At 72.2% G+C, this 15,613-nt stretch carries 18 protein-coding genes; 16 read left to right on the forward strand and 2 right to left on the reverse strand.

The features are described from left to right. Positions 1-124: 124 nt before the first annotated feature. A complete protein-coding gene (locus RNC47_RS21750; protein WP_311601213.1) occupies positions 125-1,336 on the reverse strand; it encodes a pyridoxal phosphate-dependent aminotransferase in 1,212 nt (403 codons plus the stop codon). Between the two features lie 186 nt (positions 1,337-1,522). Between RNC47_RS21750 and RNC47_RS21755 the strand changes: the two genes are divergently transcribed. The 16 genes from RNC47_RS21755 to RNC47_RS21830 all read left to right on the forward strand — a co-directional run bounded on the left by RNC47_RS21755 (position 1,523) and on the right by RNC47_RS21830 (position 13,772). Then, positions 1,523-2,794 carry an alanine racemase gene (locus RNC47_RS21755; protein WP_311601152.1) on the forward strand — a complete coding sequence of 424 codons (1,272 nt, stop codon included), beginning with the start codon at positions 1,523-1,525 and terminating at the stop codon, positions 2,792-2,794. Positions 2,795-2,888: 94 nt separating this feature from the next. After that, positions 2,889-3,773 carry a YhbY family RNA-binding protein gene (locus tag RNC47_RS21760; RefSeq protein ID WP_311601153.1) on the forward strand — a complete coding sequence of 295 codons (885 nt, stop codon included), beginning with the start codon at positions 2,889-2,891 and terminating at the stop codon, positions 3,771-3,773. Between the two features lie 79 nt (positions 3,774-3,852). Next, on the forward strand, positions 3,853-4,605 hold the full coding sequence (gene cpaB, locus RNC47_RS21765; RefSeq protein WP_311601154.1) for a Flp pilus assembly protein CpaB: 753 nt from the start codon (positions 3,853-3,855) through the stop codon (positions 4,603-4,605). A 21-nt stretch (positions 4,606-4,626) separates the two neighbouring features. Further along, on the forward strand, positions 4,627-5,850 hold the full coding sequence (locus RNC47_RS21770) for an AAA family ATPase (protein ID WP_311601156.1): 1,224 nt from the start codon (positions 4,627-4,629) through the stop codon (positions 5,848-5,850). Then, the gene (locus RNC47_RS21775) at positions 5,847-6,209 is read left to right on the forward strand and encodes a TadE/TadG family type IV pilus assembly protein (protein ID WP_311601157.1); all 363 of its coding nucleotides are present in this window, start codon (positions 5,847-5,849) and stop codon (positions 6,207-6,209) included. The genes RNC47_RS21770 and RNC47_RS21775 overlap by 4 nt, the downstream gene beginning before the upstream one ends. Before the next feature lie 2 nt (positions 6,210-6,211). Beyond that, a complete protein-coding gene (locus tag RNC47_RS21780) occupies positions 6,212-6,589 on the forward strand; it encodes a TadE/TadG family type IV pilus assembly protein (protein ID WP_311601158.1) in 378 nt (125 codons plus the stop codon). Between the two features lie 15 nt (positions 6,590-6,604). After that, a complete protein-coding gene (locus RNC47_RS21785; RefSeq protein WP_311601159.1) occupies positions 6,605-7,945 on the forward strand; it encodes a CpaF family protein in 1,341 nt (446 codons plus the stop codon). Continuing rightward, the gene (locus RNC47_RS21790) at positions 7,945-8,922 is read left to right on the forward strand and encodes a type II secretion system F family protein (protein WP_311601160.1); all 978 of its coding nucleotides are present in this window, start codon (positions 7,945-7,947) and stop codon (positions 8,920-8,922) included. The genes RNC47_RS21785 and RNC47_RS21790 overlap by 1 nt, the downstream gene beginning before the upstream one ends. Before the next feature lie 15 nt (positions 8,923-8,937). Beyond that, complete coding sequence (locus RNC47_RS21795; protein WP_311601161.1) at positions 8,938-9,831, forward strand: DUF5936 domain-containing protein; 894 nt, start codon at positions 8,938-8,940, stop codon at positions 9,829-9,831. 104 nt (positions 9,832-9,935) lie between these two features. After that, a complete protein-coding gene (locus tag RNC47_RS21800) occupies positions 9,936-10,235 on the forward strand; it encodes a WXG100 family type VII secretion target (RefSeq protein ID WP_311601163.1) in 300 nt (99 codons plus the stop codon). Between the two features lie 27 nt (positions 10,236-10,262). Then, on the forward strand, positions 10,263-10,925 hold the full coding sequence (locus tag RNC47_RS21805) for a hypothetical protein (RefSeq protein ID WP_311601164.1): 663 nt from the start codon (positions 10,263-10,265) through the stop codon (positions 10,923-10,925). Between the two features lie 13 nt (positions 10,926-10,938). Continuing rightward, positions 10,939-11,265: a hypothetical protein gene (locus tag RNC47_RS21810; protein ID WP_311601165.1), complete on the forward strand. Its 327-nt coding sequence runs from the start codon at positions 10,939-10,941 to the stop codon at positions 11,263-11,265. Between the two features lie 321 nt (positions 11,266-11,586). Further along, positions 11,587-11,781 (forward strand): hypothetical protein, encoded by a 195-nt coding sequence (locus tag RNC47_RS21815; protein WP_311601166.1) that lies wholly within the window; start codon positions 11,587-11,589, stop codon positions 11,779-11,781. Between the two features lie 20 nt (positions 11,782-11,801). Beyond that, positions 11,802-12,368, forward strand: coding sequence for a hypothetical protein (locus RNC47_RS21820; protein WP_311601167.1), 567 nt, complete (start codon positions 11,802-11,804; stop codon positions 12,366-12,368). Between the two features lie 35 nt (positions 12,369-12,403). Continuing rightward, entirely contained in the window at positions 12,404-13,012 is a 609-nt protein-coding gene (locus RNC47_RS21825; protein ID WP_311601168.1) for a hypothetical protein, read from the forward strand. Between the two features lie 13 nt (positions 13,013-13,025). Then, complete coding sequence (locus RNC47_RS21830; protein WP_311601169.1) at positions 13,026-13,772, forward strand: OmpA family protein; 747 nt, start codon at positions 13,026-13,028, stop codon at positions 13,770-13,772. Positions 13,773-13,787: 15 nt separating this feature from the next. On the opposite strand, the gene RNC47_RS21835 is transcribed toward RNC47_RS21830, so the two are convergent. Continuing rightward, entirely contained in the window at positions 13,788-15,551 is a 1,764-nt protein-coding gene (locus tag RNC47_RS21835; RefSeq protein ID WP_394814839.1) for a serine/threonine-protein kinase, read from the reverse strand. Between the last annotated feature and the right edge of the window lie 62 nt (positions 15,552-15,613).

Consider the following 15,613-nt stretch of genomic DNA (forward strand, 5'->3'; position numbering starts at 1 on the left):
CCCCGCGCTCCGCGCCGGGGGCGGCCTTCGCGCGAAGCGCGTCGAGAGGGCGGGTGGGGGAAAAGCCGGCGCGCAGCGCCGGGGCGGCGCCGTCGGCTGCGCGCCGCGGCGGGGCCCGGTCGTGTCAGAACTGGCTGTAGCCGTCGAGGAAGGAGCCGATCCGCTTGATCGCGGACCGCAGCTCGTCCGCCGGCGGCAACGTCACGATGCGGAAGTGATCCGGCTCGGGCCAGTTGAACCCGGTCCCGTGCACGATCATGATCTTCTCGGCCCGCAGCAGGTCAAGCACCATCTGCCGGTCGTCCTTGATCTTGTAGACCTTCGGGTCGAGCCGCGGAAAGGCGTACAGCGCCCCCTTCGGCTTGACGCACGTCACCCCGGGGATCTCCGTCAGCAGCTCGTACGCGACGTCCCGCTGCTCCCGCATCCGGCCGCCCGGCAGCACCAGCTGCTCGATCGACTGCCGCCCGAAGAGCGCCGCCGCCACCGTGTGCTGCGCCGGCATGTTGGCGCACAGCCGCATGTTGGCCAGGATCGTCAGGCCCTCGACATAGCTCCTGGCGTGCTCCTTCGGCCCGCACACCGCGAGCCACCCGCAGCGGAAGCCGGCCACCCGGTAGTTCTTCGACAGGCCGTTGAACGTCAGCGTCAGCAGGTCGGGCGCCACGGCCGCCGTCGACGTGTGCGTCGCGCCGTCGTAGAGGATCCGGTCGTAGATCTCGTCGGAGCACACCACGAGCCGGTGCCGCCTGGCGATGTCCGTCAGCCGCTCCAGCATCTCCGTGTCGTATACGGCGCCGGTCGGGTTGTTGGGGTTGATGATCACCAACGCCTTGGTGCGGTCGGTGATCTTGCGCTCCAGGTCGGCCAGGTCCGGCATCCAGTCCGACTGCTCGTCGCAGCGGTAGTGCACCGCCGTGCCGCCGGCGAGCGCCACCGACGCCGTCCACAGCGGGTAGTCGGGCGCGGGCACCAGCACCTCGTCGCCGTCGTCGAGCAGCGCCTGCATCGACATCTGGATCAGCTCGGAGACGCCGTTGCCCAGGTACACGTCCTCGACCGAGAGCTCTATCCCCCTGGTCTGGTAGTGCTGGGTCACCGCGCGCCGCGCGGCCAGCAGGCCCTTGGCGTCGCCGTAGCCGTGCGCCGACGAGACGTTGCGGAGGATGTCCTCCAGGATCTCCGGCGGGCAGTCGAATCCGAACGCCGCCGGGTTGCCCGTGTTGAGCTTCAGGATGCGGTGGCCCGCCGCCTCCAGCCGCTGCGCCTCGTCGAGAACCGGGCCCCGGATCTCGTAGCAGACGTTGGCGAGCTTGGCCGACTGGATCACCTGCATCATGCTCGCAACCTTACGGCCGTGTAACGCGGCCTGCCCTGTGTTTTCGCCCACGCGGGTGCCCCCCGCGCCCCCGGGGGCCATCGCGCTCCGTTGACCCACCGGCTACCCGGTGCTAGGTAGGGTGCGGGGATCCCGGCGGTCAGCCGGGCACGGCCACACCACTCCCACGACCACGGAGTCGCCATGACCAGACCGCTCGACGCGCTCGCCGACGAGATCATCGACTTCCGTTTCAAGGGCCTGCCGCCCGGCGCGACGGGGCTGCGGGTACGCGAGCTGGTCGCCGAGCGGCGCGACCTCTACACCGGTGGCTTCATAACGCCGCTGCTCACCCTCTCCGCCGAGGCCGTCGACCACAACCTGCGCTCGATGCAGCGCTTCGCGTCCCGGCACGGCCTCGACCTCGCCCCGCACGGCAAGACCACCATGGCGCCCCAGCTCTTCCAGCGCCAACTCGACCACGGCGCCTGGGGCATCACCGTCGCCGTCCCGCACCAGGCCCGGGTGGCGCGGGCGTTCGGCGTGCCGCGGATCTTCCTCGCCAACCAGCTCGTCGACCCGGCCGCGCTCGCCTGGCTCGCCGCCGAGCAGGACGACGACAGCGTCTTCCGCTGCGTCTGCTACGTCGACTCCACGCGCGGCGTCGCGCTCATGGACGAGGCGCTGCGCGCCGCGGGCGCCGTCCGGCAGGTCGAGGTCGTCGTGGAGCTCGGCGCGCCGGGTGCCCGCAGCGGCGTCCGGGACTTCGCGCAGGCCGCCGAGGTGGCCGACGCGGTCGCCGCCACCGGCACCCTGCGGCTGGTGGGCGTCGCCGGCTACGAGGGCGAACTGCCGGACGCCGACGCCGAGTCGGTGCGCGAGTGGCTGGGCCTGCTGTGCGCGCTCGCGGTCGAGTTCGACAAGGCGGGCCGGTTCGCCGGGCTGCCGGAGATCATCGTCAGCGCCGGCGGCTCCGCCTGGTTCGACGCCGTCGCCGAGGCGTTCGGCGAACTCCCCGACCTCTCCAGACCGGTGTGCCGGATGCTGCGGTCCGGCGCCTACGTCTCCCACGACGACGGCCGCTACCGCAACGCCACGCCGTTCAACCGGGTGCCGCAGGAAGGCTCGTTGCTGCCCGCCTTCCGGCTCTGGGCCCAGGTCGTCTCCCGCCCCGAGCCCGGGCTCGCGCTGCTCAACGCTGGCAAGCGCGACATCGCCTACGACCTGGGCCTGCCCGAGGTGCAGGCGGTGCGCGGCACCGACGGCCGGGTGCGGGGCGGCGGCGGACTCGCCGTCGCCCGCCTCGCCGACCAGCACGCGTTCGTCACCGTGGCCGCCGGGGCCGCGGGGCCCGAGGTGGGGGACTGGGTGGCGCTCGGCATGTCCCATCCCTGCACCATCTTCGAGAAGTGGCCGTTGATCCCGCTGGTCGCCGGCGACGGCACCGTCACCGACTACATCCGCACGTTCTTCTGACGGGCGTTCTCCTGACGCGCGTTCTGCCGACGCCCCGCAGTCGATAAGCTGCCGACAGCTGTCCTGGGGGCAAACCACCAAGGGGGGAGCGGCGATGCCGACTGCCATCGCGGTCACCAGCGCCGACCTCGTGCTGCCGCCCACCGACCCGCACACGCCCGGCGCCCACGTGCTGACCCCGCCGGACCGGCAGGAGTTCGCCGCGGCGCTCGAAGAGGCCGGTCAACTCGTCCAGCAGCACGGGTACTACATAGTCGTCTACCCCACCACCACGCCCCGCGCCCACGTCCAACGACTGCACGCGGTGCGGGCCATGCTGGAGACCGACCGGATAGCCCTGCTGCCCAGCGCGCTGCCGCCGCTCGGCACCGCCGTGCTGGTGCGGCAGCTGCGGCAGCTCTCCGTCTGCGACTTCGGGCCCGGGGTGCTGGGCGCCTCCGCCCGCCTGCTCGCCCACTACATCTACGCCGGCGCCCTGCTCGCCTCCGGCAGCCGGCTGGACCGGGTGCCCGTCACGCTCCCCACGGCGGCGGCCGGCGGGCGCCAACCAGGCGGCCAGTGCGCCGTGCTGGCCGGTCCCACCCCGCAACTCGTGCGCGCCGAGGGGGACGTCCCCCTGGCCGGGCCCCAGTTCTCCACCGCCCTCACCTACGCCGCCGGCAACCTGGACAGCGCCTGGGTCACCGGCCGGCTGGCCCGCCAGTGGCAGGTGCAGGCGGTGCGCCCGGTGCCGCTGCCGTCGGACTCCAGCGACTGGTGGGCCACCCCCAAGCTCGTCGAGTTCGCCGCGGCCATCCCCGACGCCTCGCTGCTCTACCAGATGGTCGGCTCCATGCGGCAGGAGATCTGCCACTGGTGCGGCCTGAGCCTGATCGGCGACCGTTGCGCGTTCTGCTCGGCGCCCGTGACGCACCAGGACCGGGCGCCGCGCGCCATAGCGTCGGCCGGTCGCCGAGCCCTGGCGCCCGGGGGCGGATAACCGCCGCCACCGGGGAAACACTTGACGCGAGGCAGCCCGACCGAACCCGTGCCGCAAGACGAGAAGGTAGACACGTTTCATGAACGCTCGCCAGCGACGCGGCATCCTGCTGCTGGTCGTCTCGGTCCTGCTGGCACTCGGCGCCTTCGCCGGCGTGCTCGCGGTGGTCAACGACGTGGAGTCCAGGGTCGGACCCGAGGTCACGACCTACGAGCTGCGCGAGGACGTCGACCCCTACGAGGAGGTGACGGCCGACCAGTTGCGCGAGGTCTCCATGCCCGAGCGCTACATACCGGACACGGCGGTCACCGACCTCGACCAGGTCGAGGGCCAGGTCGCGGTCGGCCCGCTGCGTGAAGGCTCCCTGCTCCAGCGCGACATGCTCTCCGACCGGCCGGAACTCGACCCGGGGCAGCAGGAGATCGCCGTCATGATCGACGCCTCGACCGGCGTGGCCGGCAAGATCTACCCCGGCGCCACCATCAACATGTACGCCGCCTTCCGGGTCCAGGAGCGGAACGGCGAGAGCGAGGAGGACGAGTACGAGATCGTCCGGCTGATGGTCAACAACGCCGAGGTCATCGAGGTCGGCGACCTCACCGAGGTGACGGACGACGACCGCAACTCCACGGAGGCGGTCCCCATCACCTTCGCCCTCGACAACGTGGACGCCCAACGGGTCACCTTCGCCGAGGCGTTCGCCGAGCAGGTGCGGCTCGCGCTGGTCGCGCCCGGGGAGGAGCGGGAGATCCCCGACGAGGAGCGCACGTACACCATCATTGGTGACAACGCGGGAGATCCGCACCTCGATCTCGACGCGCTCTTCCCGTAAGGAAGCAGGTGACCCGATCCGATGACGACGCGCGTTCTGCCCGCGGTGGGTGACCCGGACACCGCCCGTGCCCTGCTCACCCTGCTCAGCCAACTGCCCGACAGCGAGCCGATGCGCTCCGTGCCCGACTCCACCACCCTGCTCGACACCCTGAGCGCCCTCACCCACGACTCGGTCGCCGACCTGCCCGAGGTGGTGGTCCTCCACGAACGGGTGGGCCCGCTGCCGGCGTTGGAGCTGATCAGGGAGGTGGCGCTCCGGTTCCCCGCGGTCGCCGTGGTGCTGGTCTCGGAGAACCCGAGCGCCGGCCTCTACTCGGCGGCCATGGACGCGGGGGCCCGCGGCCTGGCGGGCCTCCCGTTGTCCTACGACGAGTTGGCCGCCCGGATCTCCGCGGCGGCGCACTGGGCGGCCGGCGTCCGGCGCCACCTGGGCGCCGGCGAGGCCGTGGCCCCCGGGCCCGGCGGCCGGGTCGTCACGGTCACCGGCGCCAAGGGCGGCGTCGGCGCCACCCTGCTCGCCACCCAACTGGCGCTCGCCGCGCAGAGCTCGGGCACCTACCAGCGCGGCGTGATCCTGGTCGACCTCGACCTGCTCTGCGGGGACGTGGGCTCCTACTTCGACGTGCAGTTCCGCCGCTCGGTCGCCGACCTGGCCGGCATCGCCGACATCACCTCGCAGGTGCTCGGCGAGGCGGTGTTCCCCCACGAGACCGGCCTCGCCCTGCTGATCGCACCCGCCGAGGGCGAGCGCGGCGAGGACGTCACCGAGGCCACCGCCCGCCATCTGCTGTCCGCCGTCCGCGCCCGCTACGACCTGGTGGTCGTCGACTGCGGCTCGCACATGAACGCGGCCAACGCGGCGGCGATCGAGATGTCCGACGCGGCGCTGCTGGTCACCACGCCCGACGTGATCTCGGTGCGCGCCGTCAACCGGATGGTGCGGATGTGGGACCGGCTGCAGATCCGCAAGGCGCAGGACACGCTGACCGTGGTCAACCGGATGGGCCGGGCCAGCGCGATCCAGCCGCAGCTGGTCGCCAGGATCACCGGCACCCAGGTGGCACGCGCCGTGATCCCGGCCGGCTTCCGCGAACTGCAGGAGGCGCAGGACGCCGGCCGCATCCAGGACCTGGACGCGCGGGGCCAGGTGCGGCGCGCCATGTGGGCGCTGGCGGCGGAGATCGGCCTGACCCCGGCCGACGCTGCCCCGGCCGGCGGCCGCCGCAGGGGCAGGCGGCCGTGACCGCGGCCGCCCCGCCGGGCGACCGCGACCGGGGCGCGGTCCTCGTCGAGTTCGCGGGCCTGTTCCCGCTGATCCTGGTGATGCTGGCGGTCATCTGGCAGTGCGTGGTGATCGGCTACACCTTCTCGCTCGCCGGCAACGCCGCCGACGAGGGCGCCCGCGCGGCCGCCGCCGGCGGCGACTGCGCGGAGGCGGCGCTGGAGCACATATCCGGCGCCTGGGACGCCTCCGTCTCCTGCCCGCTCCAGGGCGACGTCCGGCAGGCCGTGGTCGAACTCCGCGTCCCGGTGCTCTTCCCCGGCGCCTTCAGCCTCCCGGTCACGGTCACCGGCCGCGCCGGCGCGATAGAGGAGGGGTAGCCATGCGAGACGCTGCGCGGCGGGCGGGTGGGGGAGGCGACCGCGGTGTCACCGCGGTGGAGTTCGCCGGCTGGGTGCCGCTGCTGATCATCGTCGCGCTGGCGGCCATCCAGCTCGGCGTCGCCGGGTACGCCGCCCTCCAGGCCGGGTCCGCGGCGCGCGCGGCCGCGCGGACGGCCGCGCAGGAGGAGATCGCCGACCGGTACGAGGCCAACGGGCGGGCCGCGATCAGCGGGTTCCTCGCCGAGGGCGCCAGCTTCGACCTCTCGGCCTGCGGCGACGAGGCCACCGTCACGGCCTCCGTCCCCGTCCCCTCCGTCCTGCCGTTCATCCAGGACTTCGGCTCCGCCAGCCGAACCGTCACCATGCCCTGCGACTGAGAGCGAGCACGAGCGATGGGCCTGAAGTCCCGCATCACCGCCCCCGAGGAGCCCGCCGCGGCCGGCCCGGGTGACAGCCGGCTGGTCGCGACATACCGGGCCAAGCTGCTGGAGGAGATCGACCTCGCCGAGATGTCGTCCCTCTCCACGGCCGAGCGCCGCGACCGCCTGGAGCGCGTCCTCGGCCACATCCTCAGCCGCGAGGGCCCCGTGCTCTCCACCCAGCAGCGCACGCTCCTCATCCGCCGCGTCGTGGACGAGGCCCTCGGCCTCGGCATCCTCGAACCGCTCCTCGAGGACGCCTCCATCACCGAGATCATGGTCAACGGCCCCGACCACATCTATGTCGAGCGCTCGGGCCGCGTCGAGCGGCTGCCGCTCCGCTTCGCCTCCGACGAACAGCTGATGCAGACCATCGAACGCATCGTCTCCACCGTCAACCGCCGCGTGGACGAGTCCAACCCGATGGTCGACGCCCGCCTCCCCACCGGCGAGCGCGTCAACGTCATCATCCCGCCGCTCTCCCTCTCCGGCGCCACCCTCACCATCCGCCGCTTCCCCCGCGCCTACACCCTCCCCGAGCTCATCGGCTTCGGCACCCTCGACGAGCACCTGGTGCTGCTGCTCTCGGCCCTGGTCCGCGCCAAGTTCAACGTGATCGTCTCCGGCGGCACGGGCTCCGGGAAGACGACCCTGCTCAACGCCCTCAGCGGCCTCATCCCGGAGGGCGAGCGCATCGTCACCGTCGAGGACGCCGCCGAGCTCCAGCTCCAGCAGAACCACGTGATCCGCCTGGAGTCCAGGCCCCCCAACATCGAGGGCAAGGGCGAGGTCACCATCCGCGACCTCGTCCGCAACTCCCTCCGCATGCGCCCCGACCGCATCATCGTCGGCGAGGTCCGCGGCGGCGAGACGCTCGACATGCTCCAGGCCATGTCCACGGGACACGACGGCTCCCTCGCCACCGTCCACGCCAACAGCGCCGAGGACGCGCTGATGCGGCTGCAGACCCTGGCGTCCATGTCGGAGCTCCAGGTGCCGTTCGAGGCGCTGCGCGACCAGATCAACAGCGCCGTCGACGTCCTCGTCCAACTGGTGCGGCACCCCGACGGCTCCCGCCGGATCGCCGAGATCGCGTTCCTCGCCTCGCACGGCCGCGAGCCCTTCCGCATCGCCACCGTCGCCGCGTTCCACGCCGAGCCCATGACGCCGGAGGGCAGGGTGCACGGCAGGTTCACGCACCACCCCGTGCCGCGGGCCGTCGCAGACCGCCTCTACCTGGCCGGCGAACAGATCCCGCAGGCGTTCGGCGTCCACCTCGACGACACCCACCTCGCCACCCGGGAGGCGTACTGATGGAGAGCGGCCTCTCAACCCTGGCCCTGGGCCTCGCCCTGCTCGCGCTGGTGTGCGCCGTCGCCGGGCTGCACGCCTACGCCTCCGGGCGCGCCCAGGCCCGGACCCTGCTCGACCGGCTCGCCGCGCCAGGGGCCGGCGCCGCGGGCGAGGCCGGCGGCGACCAGCCGGCCGCCAGACCGCCGGGCCGCCGGCGCCGCTTCGACGCCCTGGACCGGCGGCTGCGCGACACCGACCTCGGCCGCCGGCTGCGACTCAAGCTGCGGGCCACCGGACTCGACCTCACCGTCGGCGAGTACGCGGCCTACGTACTGGCCGCCGTCGCCGCGCTCTGGCTGATCGGCTCCGCCGTGCTCGCGCCGTTCTTCGGCCCGCTGTGCGGCGCCGTCGCGCTCTGGGCCGGCAACGCCTTCCTCAACTGGCAGCGGGCCCGCCGCACCGAACGCTTCATCGGCCAACTCCCCGAACTCGCCCGGCTGATCGCCAACGGCACCGCCGCCGGCCTGGCGATGCGCACCGCCCTCTCCATGGCCGCCGAGGAGATGGAGGACCCGGCCGGCGCCGAACTCGCCATCGTCGCCAACCAGTTGGCCGTCGGCCGGTCGATGGAGGAGGCGCTCGCCGACCTCGGCGACCGGCTGCCGTCCCGTGAGCTCAACGTGCTGGTCACCACCCTGATCCTGGCCAACCGGGCCGGCGGCACCATCGTCGCCTCGCTGCGCAACCTCACCGAGACCCTGGAGGAGCGCAAGGAGACCAGGCGGGAGGTGCGCACCATGCTCGCCGAGATCAACGCGACCGCCGTCACCGTGCCCGCCCTCGGCCTCGGCGCGCTGCTCATGATCAACGCCATGTCGCCCGGCGCGCTCGGCCGGGTCACCGGCAGCGTCGCGGGCCAGGTCGCCATGGTCGTCGCGTTCGGCCTCTACATCGTCGGCTTCGTCGTCGTCCGCCGCTTCGGCCGGATCGACGTCTAGGAAGGTACCAACCCCGTGGTAGGACTGCTCCTCGGCCTCGCGATGGGCGCCGCCGTCCTCGGCATCGTCACGGCCGTCCGCATGCTGCGCTCCGGCGCCACACTCCCCGCCGACCTGGCCCTCGCGCTGGAGATCGGCTCCACCCGGGTCTCGGCGAGCGGCTCGCTCGTCGACCGGCTCGGCATCCGCCTCGCGCCCCTGGTGCTGCGGCTGATGGGCCGCAAGGCGGTGGACCGCAAGCGCCGGCGCATCGACCAGGCCGGCCACCCGGGCGGCCTGACCATCGACAGGTACGCCGCCAGGCGCGCCGTCTACGGCGTCTTCGGGCTGCTCACCACCCTCCTCTTTTTCGCCGCCGGCTGGCCGGTGTTCGGTCTGTTCTCCGCCGCCTTCGGCCTGTTCGCCGCCGACGCCACCATCTGGCAGGGCATCAGGGAACGCCGCGACGTCATCGACCGCACCCTGCCCGACTTCCTCGACGTCCTCGCCGTCGTCGTCTCCGCGGGACTCGGCTTCCGCCAGGCCCTGGACCGCGTCTCGGCCCGCTACGAGGGACCCTGGGCCGACGAGATCCGCATCACGCTGCGCCAGATGGACGTGGGCGTCTCCCGCCGCCAGGCGTTCGAGGAGCTGCGCCGGCGCAACGACTCGGAGCCGGTGAACCAGTTCGTCTCGGCGCTCCAGCAGGGCGAGGAGCTCGGCTCGCCGATCGCCGAGACGCTGATCCAGATCGCCAAGGACATGCGCCGCACCGACGCCCAGAACGCCCGCCGCCGCGCCGCCCGGGCCATCCCGATGGCGACGATGGCGACCCTGGTGTTCATGGTTCCCGCCACCATGATCATCATCGTGACCGGCATGATCCTCGGCTCCGGAACCGACTTCGGGGCGATACTCGACAACCGCTGACCGCCGCTGACAACCACTGATCGTCGTGTCGAGGTCCTGTTACGAACCCGTTGGACCACCGGGACGCGATCCCCACTAACCTGGAACCGAAGGGGGTGTCACTCATGGCCGAAGGTGACCTGGACGTCACATACGCGGATATGCACAGCGCGGGGGACCGCCTGGTCGAGGAGAAGGACGCGCTGCTGGACAAGTTCACGCAGCTGCGCACCTACATCTCCGACCTCGTCCAGGACGGCTACGTGTCCCGCTCGGCCACGGCGTTCGACCAGAAGTACGACGAGTTCACCAACGGTGCCCGGCAGACCCTCGAGGCGCTCCAGGGGCTCGGCGACTTCCTGCACGGCGCGGCCGACGGCTTCTCCGATCTCGACCAGCAGCTAGAGGAAGGTCTCCGCGGCTAGCCGGCCGGGAGCTAAGGAGCGACGACCATGGCCGACAAGTGGGCCGACGCGGTCACCATCGAGCGTCAGGGCTTCCGGATATCGGTGCCGGACTCCTGGTGGGAGTTCGACCTGCGCCCCGAGACGCGTGACAACAGCATCCGGCGCATGGTGGACGAGCGGGTGCGCGCCGTTCCCGAGATGGCCGAGCACCGCGAGGTGATCACCTCGTTCCTGCGGCGGCAGGCCCGCCAGGCCTGGGACTCGGGCGCGCAGTACTGCGGCTGCATGGCCCAGAGCTTCGGCGGCGGGCCGCCGATCACCGCCTCGGTGACGGTCTCCCTGGTGGGGGCGCGCACCTCGTCGGGCGAGGTGCTGCCCACCGACCCGGCGGCCATCGTCCGCCAGCTCGGCACCCGGCAGGCCCGCCGCGAGGGCGACGCGTGGCGCGAGGTGAGCACCGTCGACATCCCGGACGTCGGCACCGCGGCCCGCACCCGCGGCATCGAGGACATCCCGGTCCCCGGCGACTCGCGCACCGTCCGTGCCGTCCTGATGCAGACCTTCATCCCGGTCCCCGGCGACGACGGGGCGGTGGCCCTGGTGTCCGGCAGCAGCCAGGTGCTCGACCTGGCCGACTCGTTCTTCGACGTCTTCGACGCCATCACCTCCACCTTCCGTTTCGTCGGCGCTCCGGAAACCAGCGAGTAGGGGGGAACACACCATGGCGGACAGCGGCGAGCGGATGGCCATTCCGCTGACTGAACTCAGCGAATTCGGCCCGCAGTTGCGCAGCGTCAAGGAGTACATGAACCGCACGGGCGACACGTTCGACCAGTACAACGACTCGTTCGGCGACGACCGGATCGTGGACGCCCTCGACGACTTCGTCAGCGGCTGGAAGGACGGCCGCGGCGACATCAGCGAACAGCTCGAAGGACTCGCCGAGATGGCCGACACGGTGATCCGCACCGTCGGCGAGTTCGAGACCGACCTGGAGAGCTCGCTGAGCGAGAGCGGCGGAGACGGCGGTGGCCAGCAGGCGGTCTGAGTTTCGCCACACCACGCGACGGGCACATTGCTCGGCACCGCCGCACCGCACGGCACGACGCCGGGCGACGCCGTTCGTTCACCGGGTCTCCCTGCCCAAGTCGCGCTCGGTGTGGCACAGTCAGTGCCGACACGTGTACGGGTTCGCCCGCTGGGAGGGGGTCGGGCATGGTGCGTCGCACCGTCAAGAGCACGCCACCTGGGCAGAGTTGCCCCCCGTCCCCCATACCCCAGGCCGCCGCTCCGCAGTACCGTGTGGACCGGAGGGGCAGGAGCCCGAGGAACCCGGCTGCGCCGACACCAGCCGGAAGAGAGGGACGCCATGAGCAGGCTGCTGCAGTGGGGACGCGCCATCGCGGAACGGACACAGGGCCGTTACACGGACCGCGGCGCGGGGTTCGTGGAGTACGCGGGGCTGCTGTTGTTGATCGCCGCGGTCGTCGTCGCGGTCCTGGGGTTGGGTATTCCGGGCCTGGTGGCGGACGCGATGCGCAGCGCGATCGGCGACATCCTCTAGCGCTCGACAGCCGGGGGGCGGTGTTCCCGCTCTACATATGGATGGTGACGGGGCTGCTCACCGCCGCCCTGATCTTCTTCGTCTTCGCCCAGGCGGCGCTCACCCGCGGCAGCGGGCAGTCCGCGGCGGACGCGGCGGCGCTCGCCGCCGCCCAGGAGGCCCGCGACCTCCTGTACGACGACTTCCTCGGCGGGATCGGCGAGGATGGGGACGAGGACATCGACCTGGGCGACATCCTGGACGGGCTCGACCTGCCCGACGGGCCCCCGTGCGACGCCGCCGCGAGGCTGGCCGACCGCAACGACGCGAATGTGGACGACTGCGGGCGCAGCGAAGCGGGCGACGGCTACCGGGTGGTCGTCGAGACGCGGGACACGGTCGGCGACTCGCTGATCCCCGGAACCGAGGACCTCACGGCGACCGCCGAGGCCACGGCGGTCATCCGTGGCCAGTGCGAACTGACCACGGAAGAGGACGACCGGATCGAGCTCCGGTGCGACGAGGACCGCGACTGGTCCTTCGACCCGGGGGACGAGGCCGGAAGACCGGAAGCCAGGGACCTGTTCCGGGTCTACCTGGAAGACTGATCTCCGACGAGAGAAATGCGAAGGAATGGCGCCTGATGGACCTCCGTGACAGCAAGTCGCGCCTCATTCTGATCGTGGCCGCGCTGGGTGCCGCCCTGGTGATCGCGGTGGCCAGTTGTGGCGGTGGAGGCGGCGACGAGGGGAACGAAGACGACGGCGCATCGGAGACCTCACAGGAGACCGAGGACGGCGGCGACTCGGGAGACGACGAGCAGACCGACGACGCCGAGCCGGGCGAGGGAGAAGCGGGTGCGGTGCTCGCCGAGGTGACCGGTGAGCAGGACATCACGCTGACCATCACCAGCGCCGAACGGCAGACGGGCGGGTTCCTCACCATCGAGGGCACCATCCACAACGGTGGCGGGGAGAACTGGGGCACCGCCGCCTGGGCCGGCGACGAACGCGAACTCGCGGGCAACGACTTCTCGATGGCCGGCGCGACGCTGACCGCGCGCGAGGAGGGCAAGCGGTACCTGATCCTTCGGGACACCGAGGGCCGCTGCCTGTGCACCGGTTTCGGCCTTCAGATCGAGGCAGGCGACACCATGAGCTGGTTCGCCCAGTTCCCCGAGCCCGACCCGGGCACCACCGAGGTGGACTTCCAGATCGGGCAGATGCCCCCAGCAACCATCGAGATCCGTTGAGCGGAGCCGGCAGATGACGAACCGAGCACACCACCGCGCCCGCGTCGCCGTGATCACGCTGACCGGCGCCGCCGTGCTGGCCTTCGGGACGCCGGCGGTGGCCGACGAGGGCGACGAGGACATCGAGCAGCCACCCGGCTACGAGGCGCCGGCCCCGCCCGAGGTCGACCCGGAGGCGGCCGGACTGATGTTGACCGACGGCGCGTCCCTCGCCGAACCCCGGGTGCTCGACGTCAAGTTCATCACCGAGGACCTGGGTACCGGAGAGAGCGACACCGAGACCCCCGAGGAGACGCCGGACGCCACCCCGGGGGAACCGGAGGAGGAGACACCGGAGGACCCGGACGACGGTCAGGCGCCCGCCGGCGGGGGAGGCGGTCAGCGCGAGGAACAGACCGGCGGCACCCACAAGTTCACGCTGCAGACGGACGTCCTCTTCGCCGAGAACAGCGCCGACCTCTCCTCCGCGGCGGAGGAGGCGCTGCTCGAGGTGGCCGCCGCCATCGAGGAGTACCAGCCGGCCCGGGTCAACATCTTCGGCTTCACCGACGACCAGGGTGACTACGACTACGGCCTGGCGCTCTCCGAGGACCGTGCCCGCAACACCCAGCAGGTGCTGCTCGGCCTGATCGAGGACCCGTCCGGCATAGAGTTCAACGTCCGCGGCTACAGCGAGGACTACCCGCTGTACGACAACGCCACCGAGGACGGCCGGCAGCGCAACCGGCGGGTCGAGATCTCCTGGCCCACCACGGAGTGAAGCCCCGGTCCGCCGTCACGAGTCGGCGGGCCGCCACTGGGTCGCGGTGGTGAGGTAGCTGCGAAGGTCACGGTTGTTGGGGTCCGGCTCGACCGAGTCGATCCACAGCAGCACCAGCGTGCCGTCCGGGGCCTCCACGCAGATGCCGGTGTTCTCGCGGAGGCTGGTGTCGTTCAGGATGTCGTCCGGCGGCACGGGGTTGGGGAGCGGCGCTTCGTGGGCCGCGTCGTAGCAGCCCTGGGCGTTGACATCGGGATCTTCGGTGAGGCCCACGAAGAGGTCGGGGTCGAACCAGAGGCCGTCCTCCGAGACGCGCTCGTCGTCGCAGAACATGTAACGGACGCTGGCCTCGCTCTCGAACTCGGCGTACTCGACGCTGCCACGGCGGACGCCGGCCTGGGCCGTCAGCGTCGTCAGGTCGAGCAGGGTGAGGTCGGCCTCGTTGCAGTCCCCGAGGATCGTGACGAAGGCGTCCTCGCGGAACCTCGGTGCCTGGATCGGCAGCGCCACCTCGCTCCTGACCACCTCATACGCCCCGTCCCGCACCGGCTCGTCGTCCTCGCCCGCCTCGGCGGAGCCACTGCTCTCCGAGCCGCCTTCCTCCGAGCTTCCTTCCCCCGCACCCGCCTCCTCCAAGGTCGCCCCGTCCGTCGCCCCCGGCTCGTCGCGCCCCGTGGCGGCGTCGTCCGAGGCGTCGCCGCCCAGCAGCCGCGCGCCCAGCACCGCGCCGAGTGTCGTCGCCACCACCGCCGTGGCGGTGAGCAGCAGCGCGAGGCGGCGGCGGCCGCCGCCGGGTGGTGGTGGCGTTGTGGCCGGCGTCGTGGCCGGCGGCATCGCCGGCATCGTCGGGAGGCCCGTCCGCCGCAGTCCCGTGACGCGGGCCGCCGGCTCCGCCGGCAGCCAGCTGCCCTCGCGGCGCAGCGTTCCGCCCGGCGACAGCAGCCGGCAGGACTCGATGACCTGCGCCGGGGAAGGACGCGCGCCCGGGTCCTTGGCCAGGCAGGCGCCGATCAGGCCGCGCAGTGCCTCCGGCGCGCCGGACAGCTCGGGTGGCTCCTGCACGATGCGGTACATCAGACCGTGCGCCGAGCCCTCGCCGAACGGGTGGCCGCCGGTGGCCGCGTAGTGGATGACGACGCCCAGCGCGAAGACGTCCGTCGCGGCCGAGATCGCCGGGGTGCCCATGATCTGTTCCGGCGCCATGAAGGCGGGCGTGCCCACCCGCACGTCCGTGCCGGTCAGCGCCGTGCCGTCGGCCGCCTGCGCGATGCCGAAGTCGATCACCTTCGGACCGTCCGCGGACAGCAGCACGTTCCCCGGCTTCAGATCCCGGTGCACGATCCCCGCCGCGTGGATCGACTGCAGCGCCTCGGCCACGCCGGCCGTGAGCAGCAGCACCGTCTCCACCGGCAGCGGCCCGTGGTCGCCGACGACGTCGCCGAGCGGCAGCCCCGGAACGTAGGCGGTGGCCAGCCACGGCGCCGGCCCCTCGGTGTCGCAGTCGAGCACCGGCACCGTGTAGACGCCCTGCACCCGGCGGGCCGCCGTCACCTCGCGCGCGAAGCGCCGGCGGAAGTCGGGGTCGTCGGCGAACTCGGCCCGCACCACCTTCAGCGCGACCGGCTGCCCGCCGGGTGTGTAGGAGAGGTACACGCTGCCCATGCCGCCCGAGCCGAGCCTGGCGTGGACGCGGTAGGTGCCCACCTGCCGGGGATCGGTGTCCCCGAGCTCCCGGAACCTGGCGGAGTCCTGACCCGACCGCCCCGTCACTCCTGTCACGTAATGCCCCCGGATCGACCGCCAGTTCGCGTACCGTGCGTCGCATCCTAGTGCGGAGCGAA

It is taken from the genome of Streptomyces millisiae, assembly GCF_031845425.1.
Lineage (GTDB): Bacteria > Actinomycetota > Actinomycetes > Streptomycetales > Streptomycetaceae > Streptomyces > Streptomyces millisiae.

Bases quoted from the DNA above. Each gene is read 5' to 3' on its own strand.
- RNC47_RS21750 (WP_311601213.1), bottom strand. From the start codon at position 1,336: ATGCAGGTGATCCAGTCGGCCAAGCTCGCCAACGTCTGCTACGAGATC.
- RNC47_RS21755 (WP_311601152.1), top strand. From the start codon at position 1,523: ATGACCAGACCGCTCGACGCGCTCGCCGACGAGATCATCGACTTCCGT.
- RNC47_RS21760 (WP_311601153.1), top strand. From the start codon at position 2,889: ATGCCGACTGCCATCGCGGTCACCAGCGCCGACCTCGTGCTGCCGCCC.
- cpaB (WP_311601154.1), top strand. From the start codon at position 3,853: ATGAACGCTCGCCAGCGACGCGGCATCCTGCTGCTGGTCGTCTCGGTC.
- RNC47_RS21770 (WP_311601156.1), top strand. From the start codon at position 4,627: ATGACGACGCGCGTTCTGCCCGCGGTGGGTGACCCGGACACCGCCCGT.
- RNC47_RS21780 (WP_311601158.1), top strand. From the start codon at position 6,212: ATGCGAGACGCTGCGCGGCGGGCGGGTGGGGGAGGCGACCGCGGTGTC.
- RNC47_RS21785 (WP_311601159.1), top strand. From the start codon at position 6,605: ATGGGCCTGAAGTCCCGCATCACCGCCCCCGAGGAGCCCGCCGCGGCC.
- RNC47_RS21790 (WP_311601160.1), top strand. From the start codon at position 7,945: ATGGAGAGCGGCCTCTCAACCCTGGCCCTGGGCCTCGCCCTGCTCGCG.
- RNC47_RS21800 (WP_311601163.1), top strand. From the start codon at position 9,936: ATGGCCGAAGGTGACCTGGACGTCACATACGCGGATATGCACAGCGCG.
- RNC47_RS21805 (WP_311601164.1), top strand. From the start codon at position 10,263: ATGGCCGACAAGTGGGCCGACGCGGTCACCATCGAGCGTCAGGGCTTC.
- RNC47_RS21810 (WP_311601165.1), top strand. From the start codon at position 10,939: ATGGCGGACAGCGGCGAGCGGATGGCCATTCCGCTGACTGAACTCAGC.
- RNC47_RS21815 (WP_311601166.1), top strand. From the start codon at position 11,587: ATGAGCAGGCTGCTGCAGTGGGGACGCGCCATCGCGGAACGGACACAG.
- RNC47_RS21825 (WP_311601168.1), top strand. From the start codon at position 12,404: ATGGACCTCCGTGACAGCAAGTCGCGCCTCATTCTGATCGTGGCCGCG.
- RNC47_RS21830 (WP_311601169.1), top strand. From the start codon at position 13,026: ATGACGAACCGAGCACACCACCGCGCCCGCGTCGCCGTGATCACGCTG.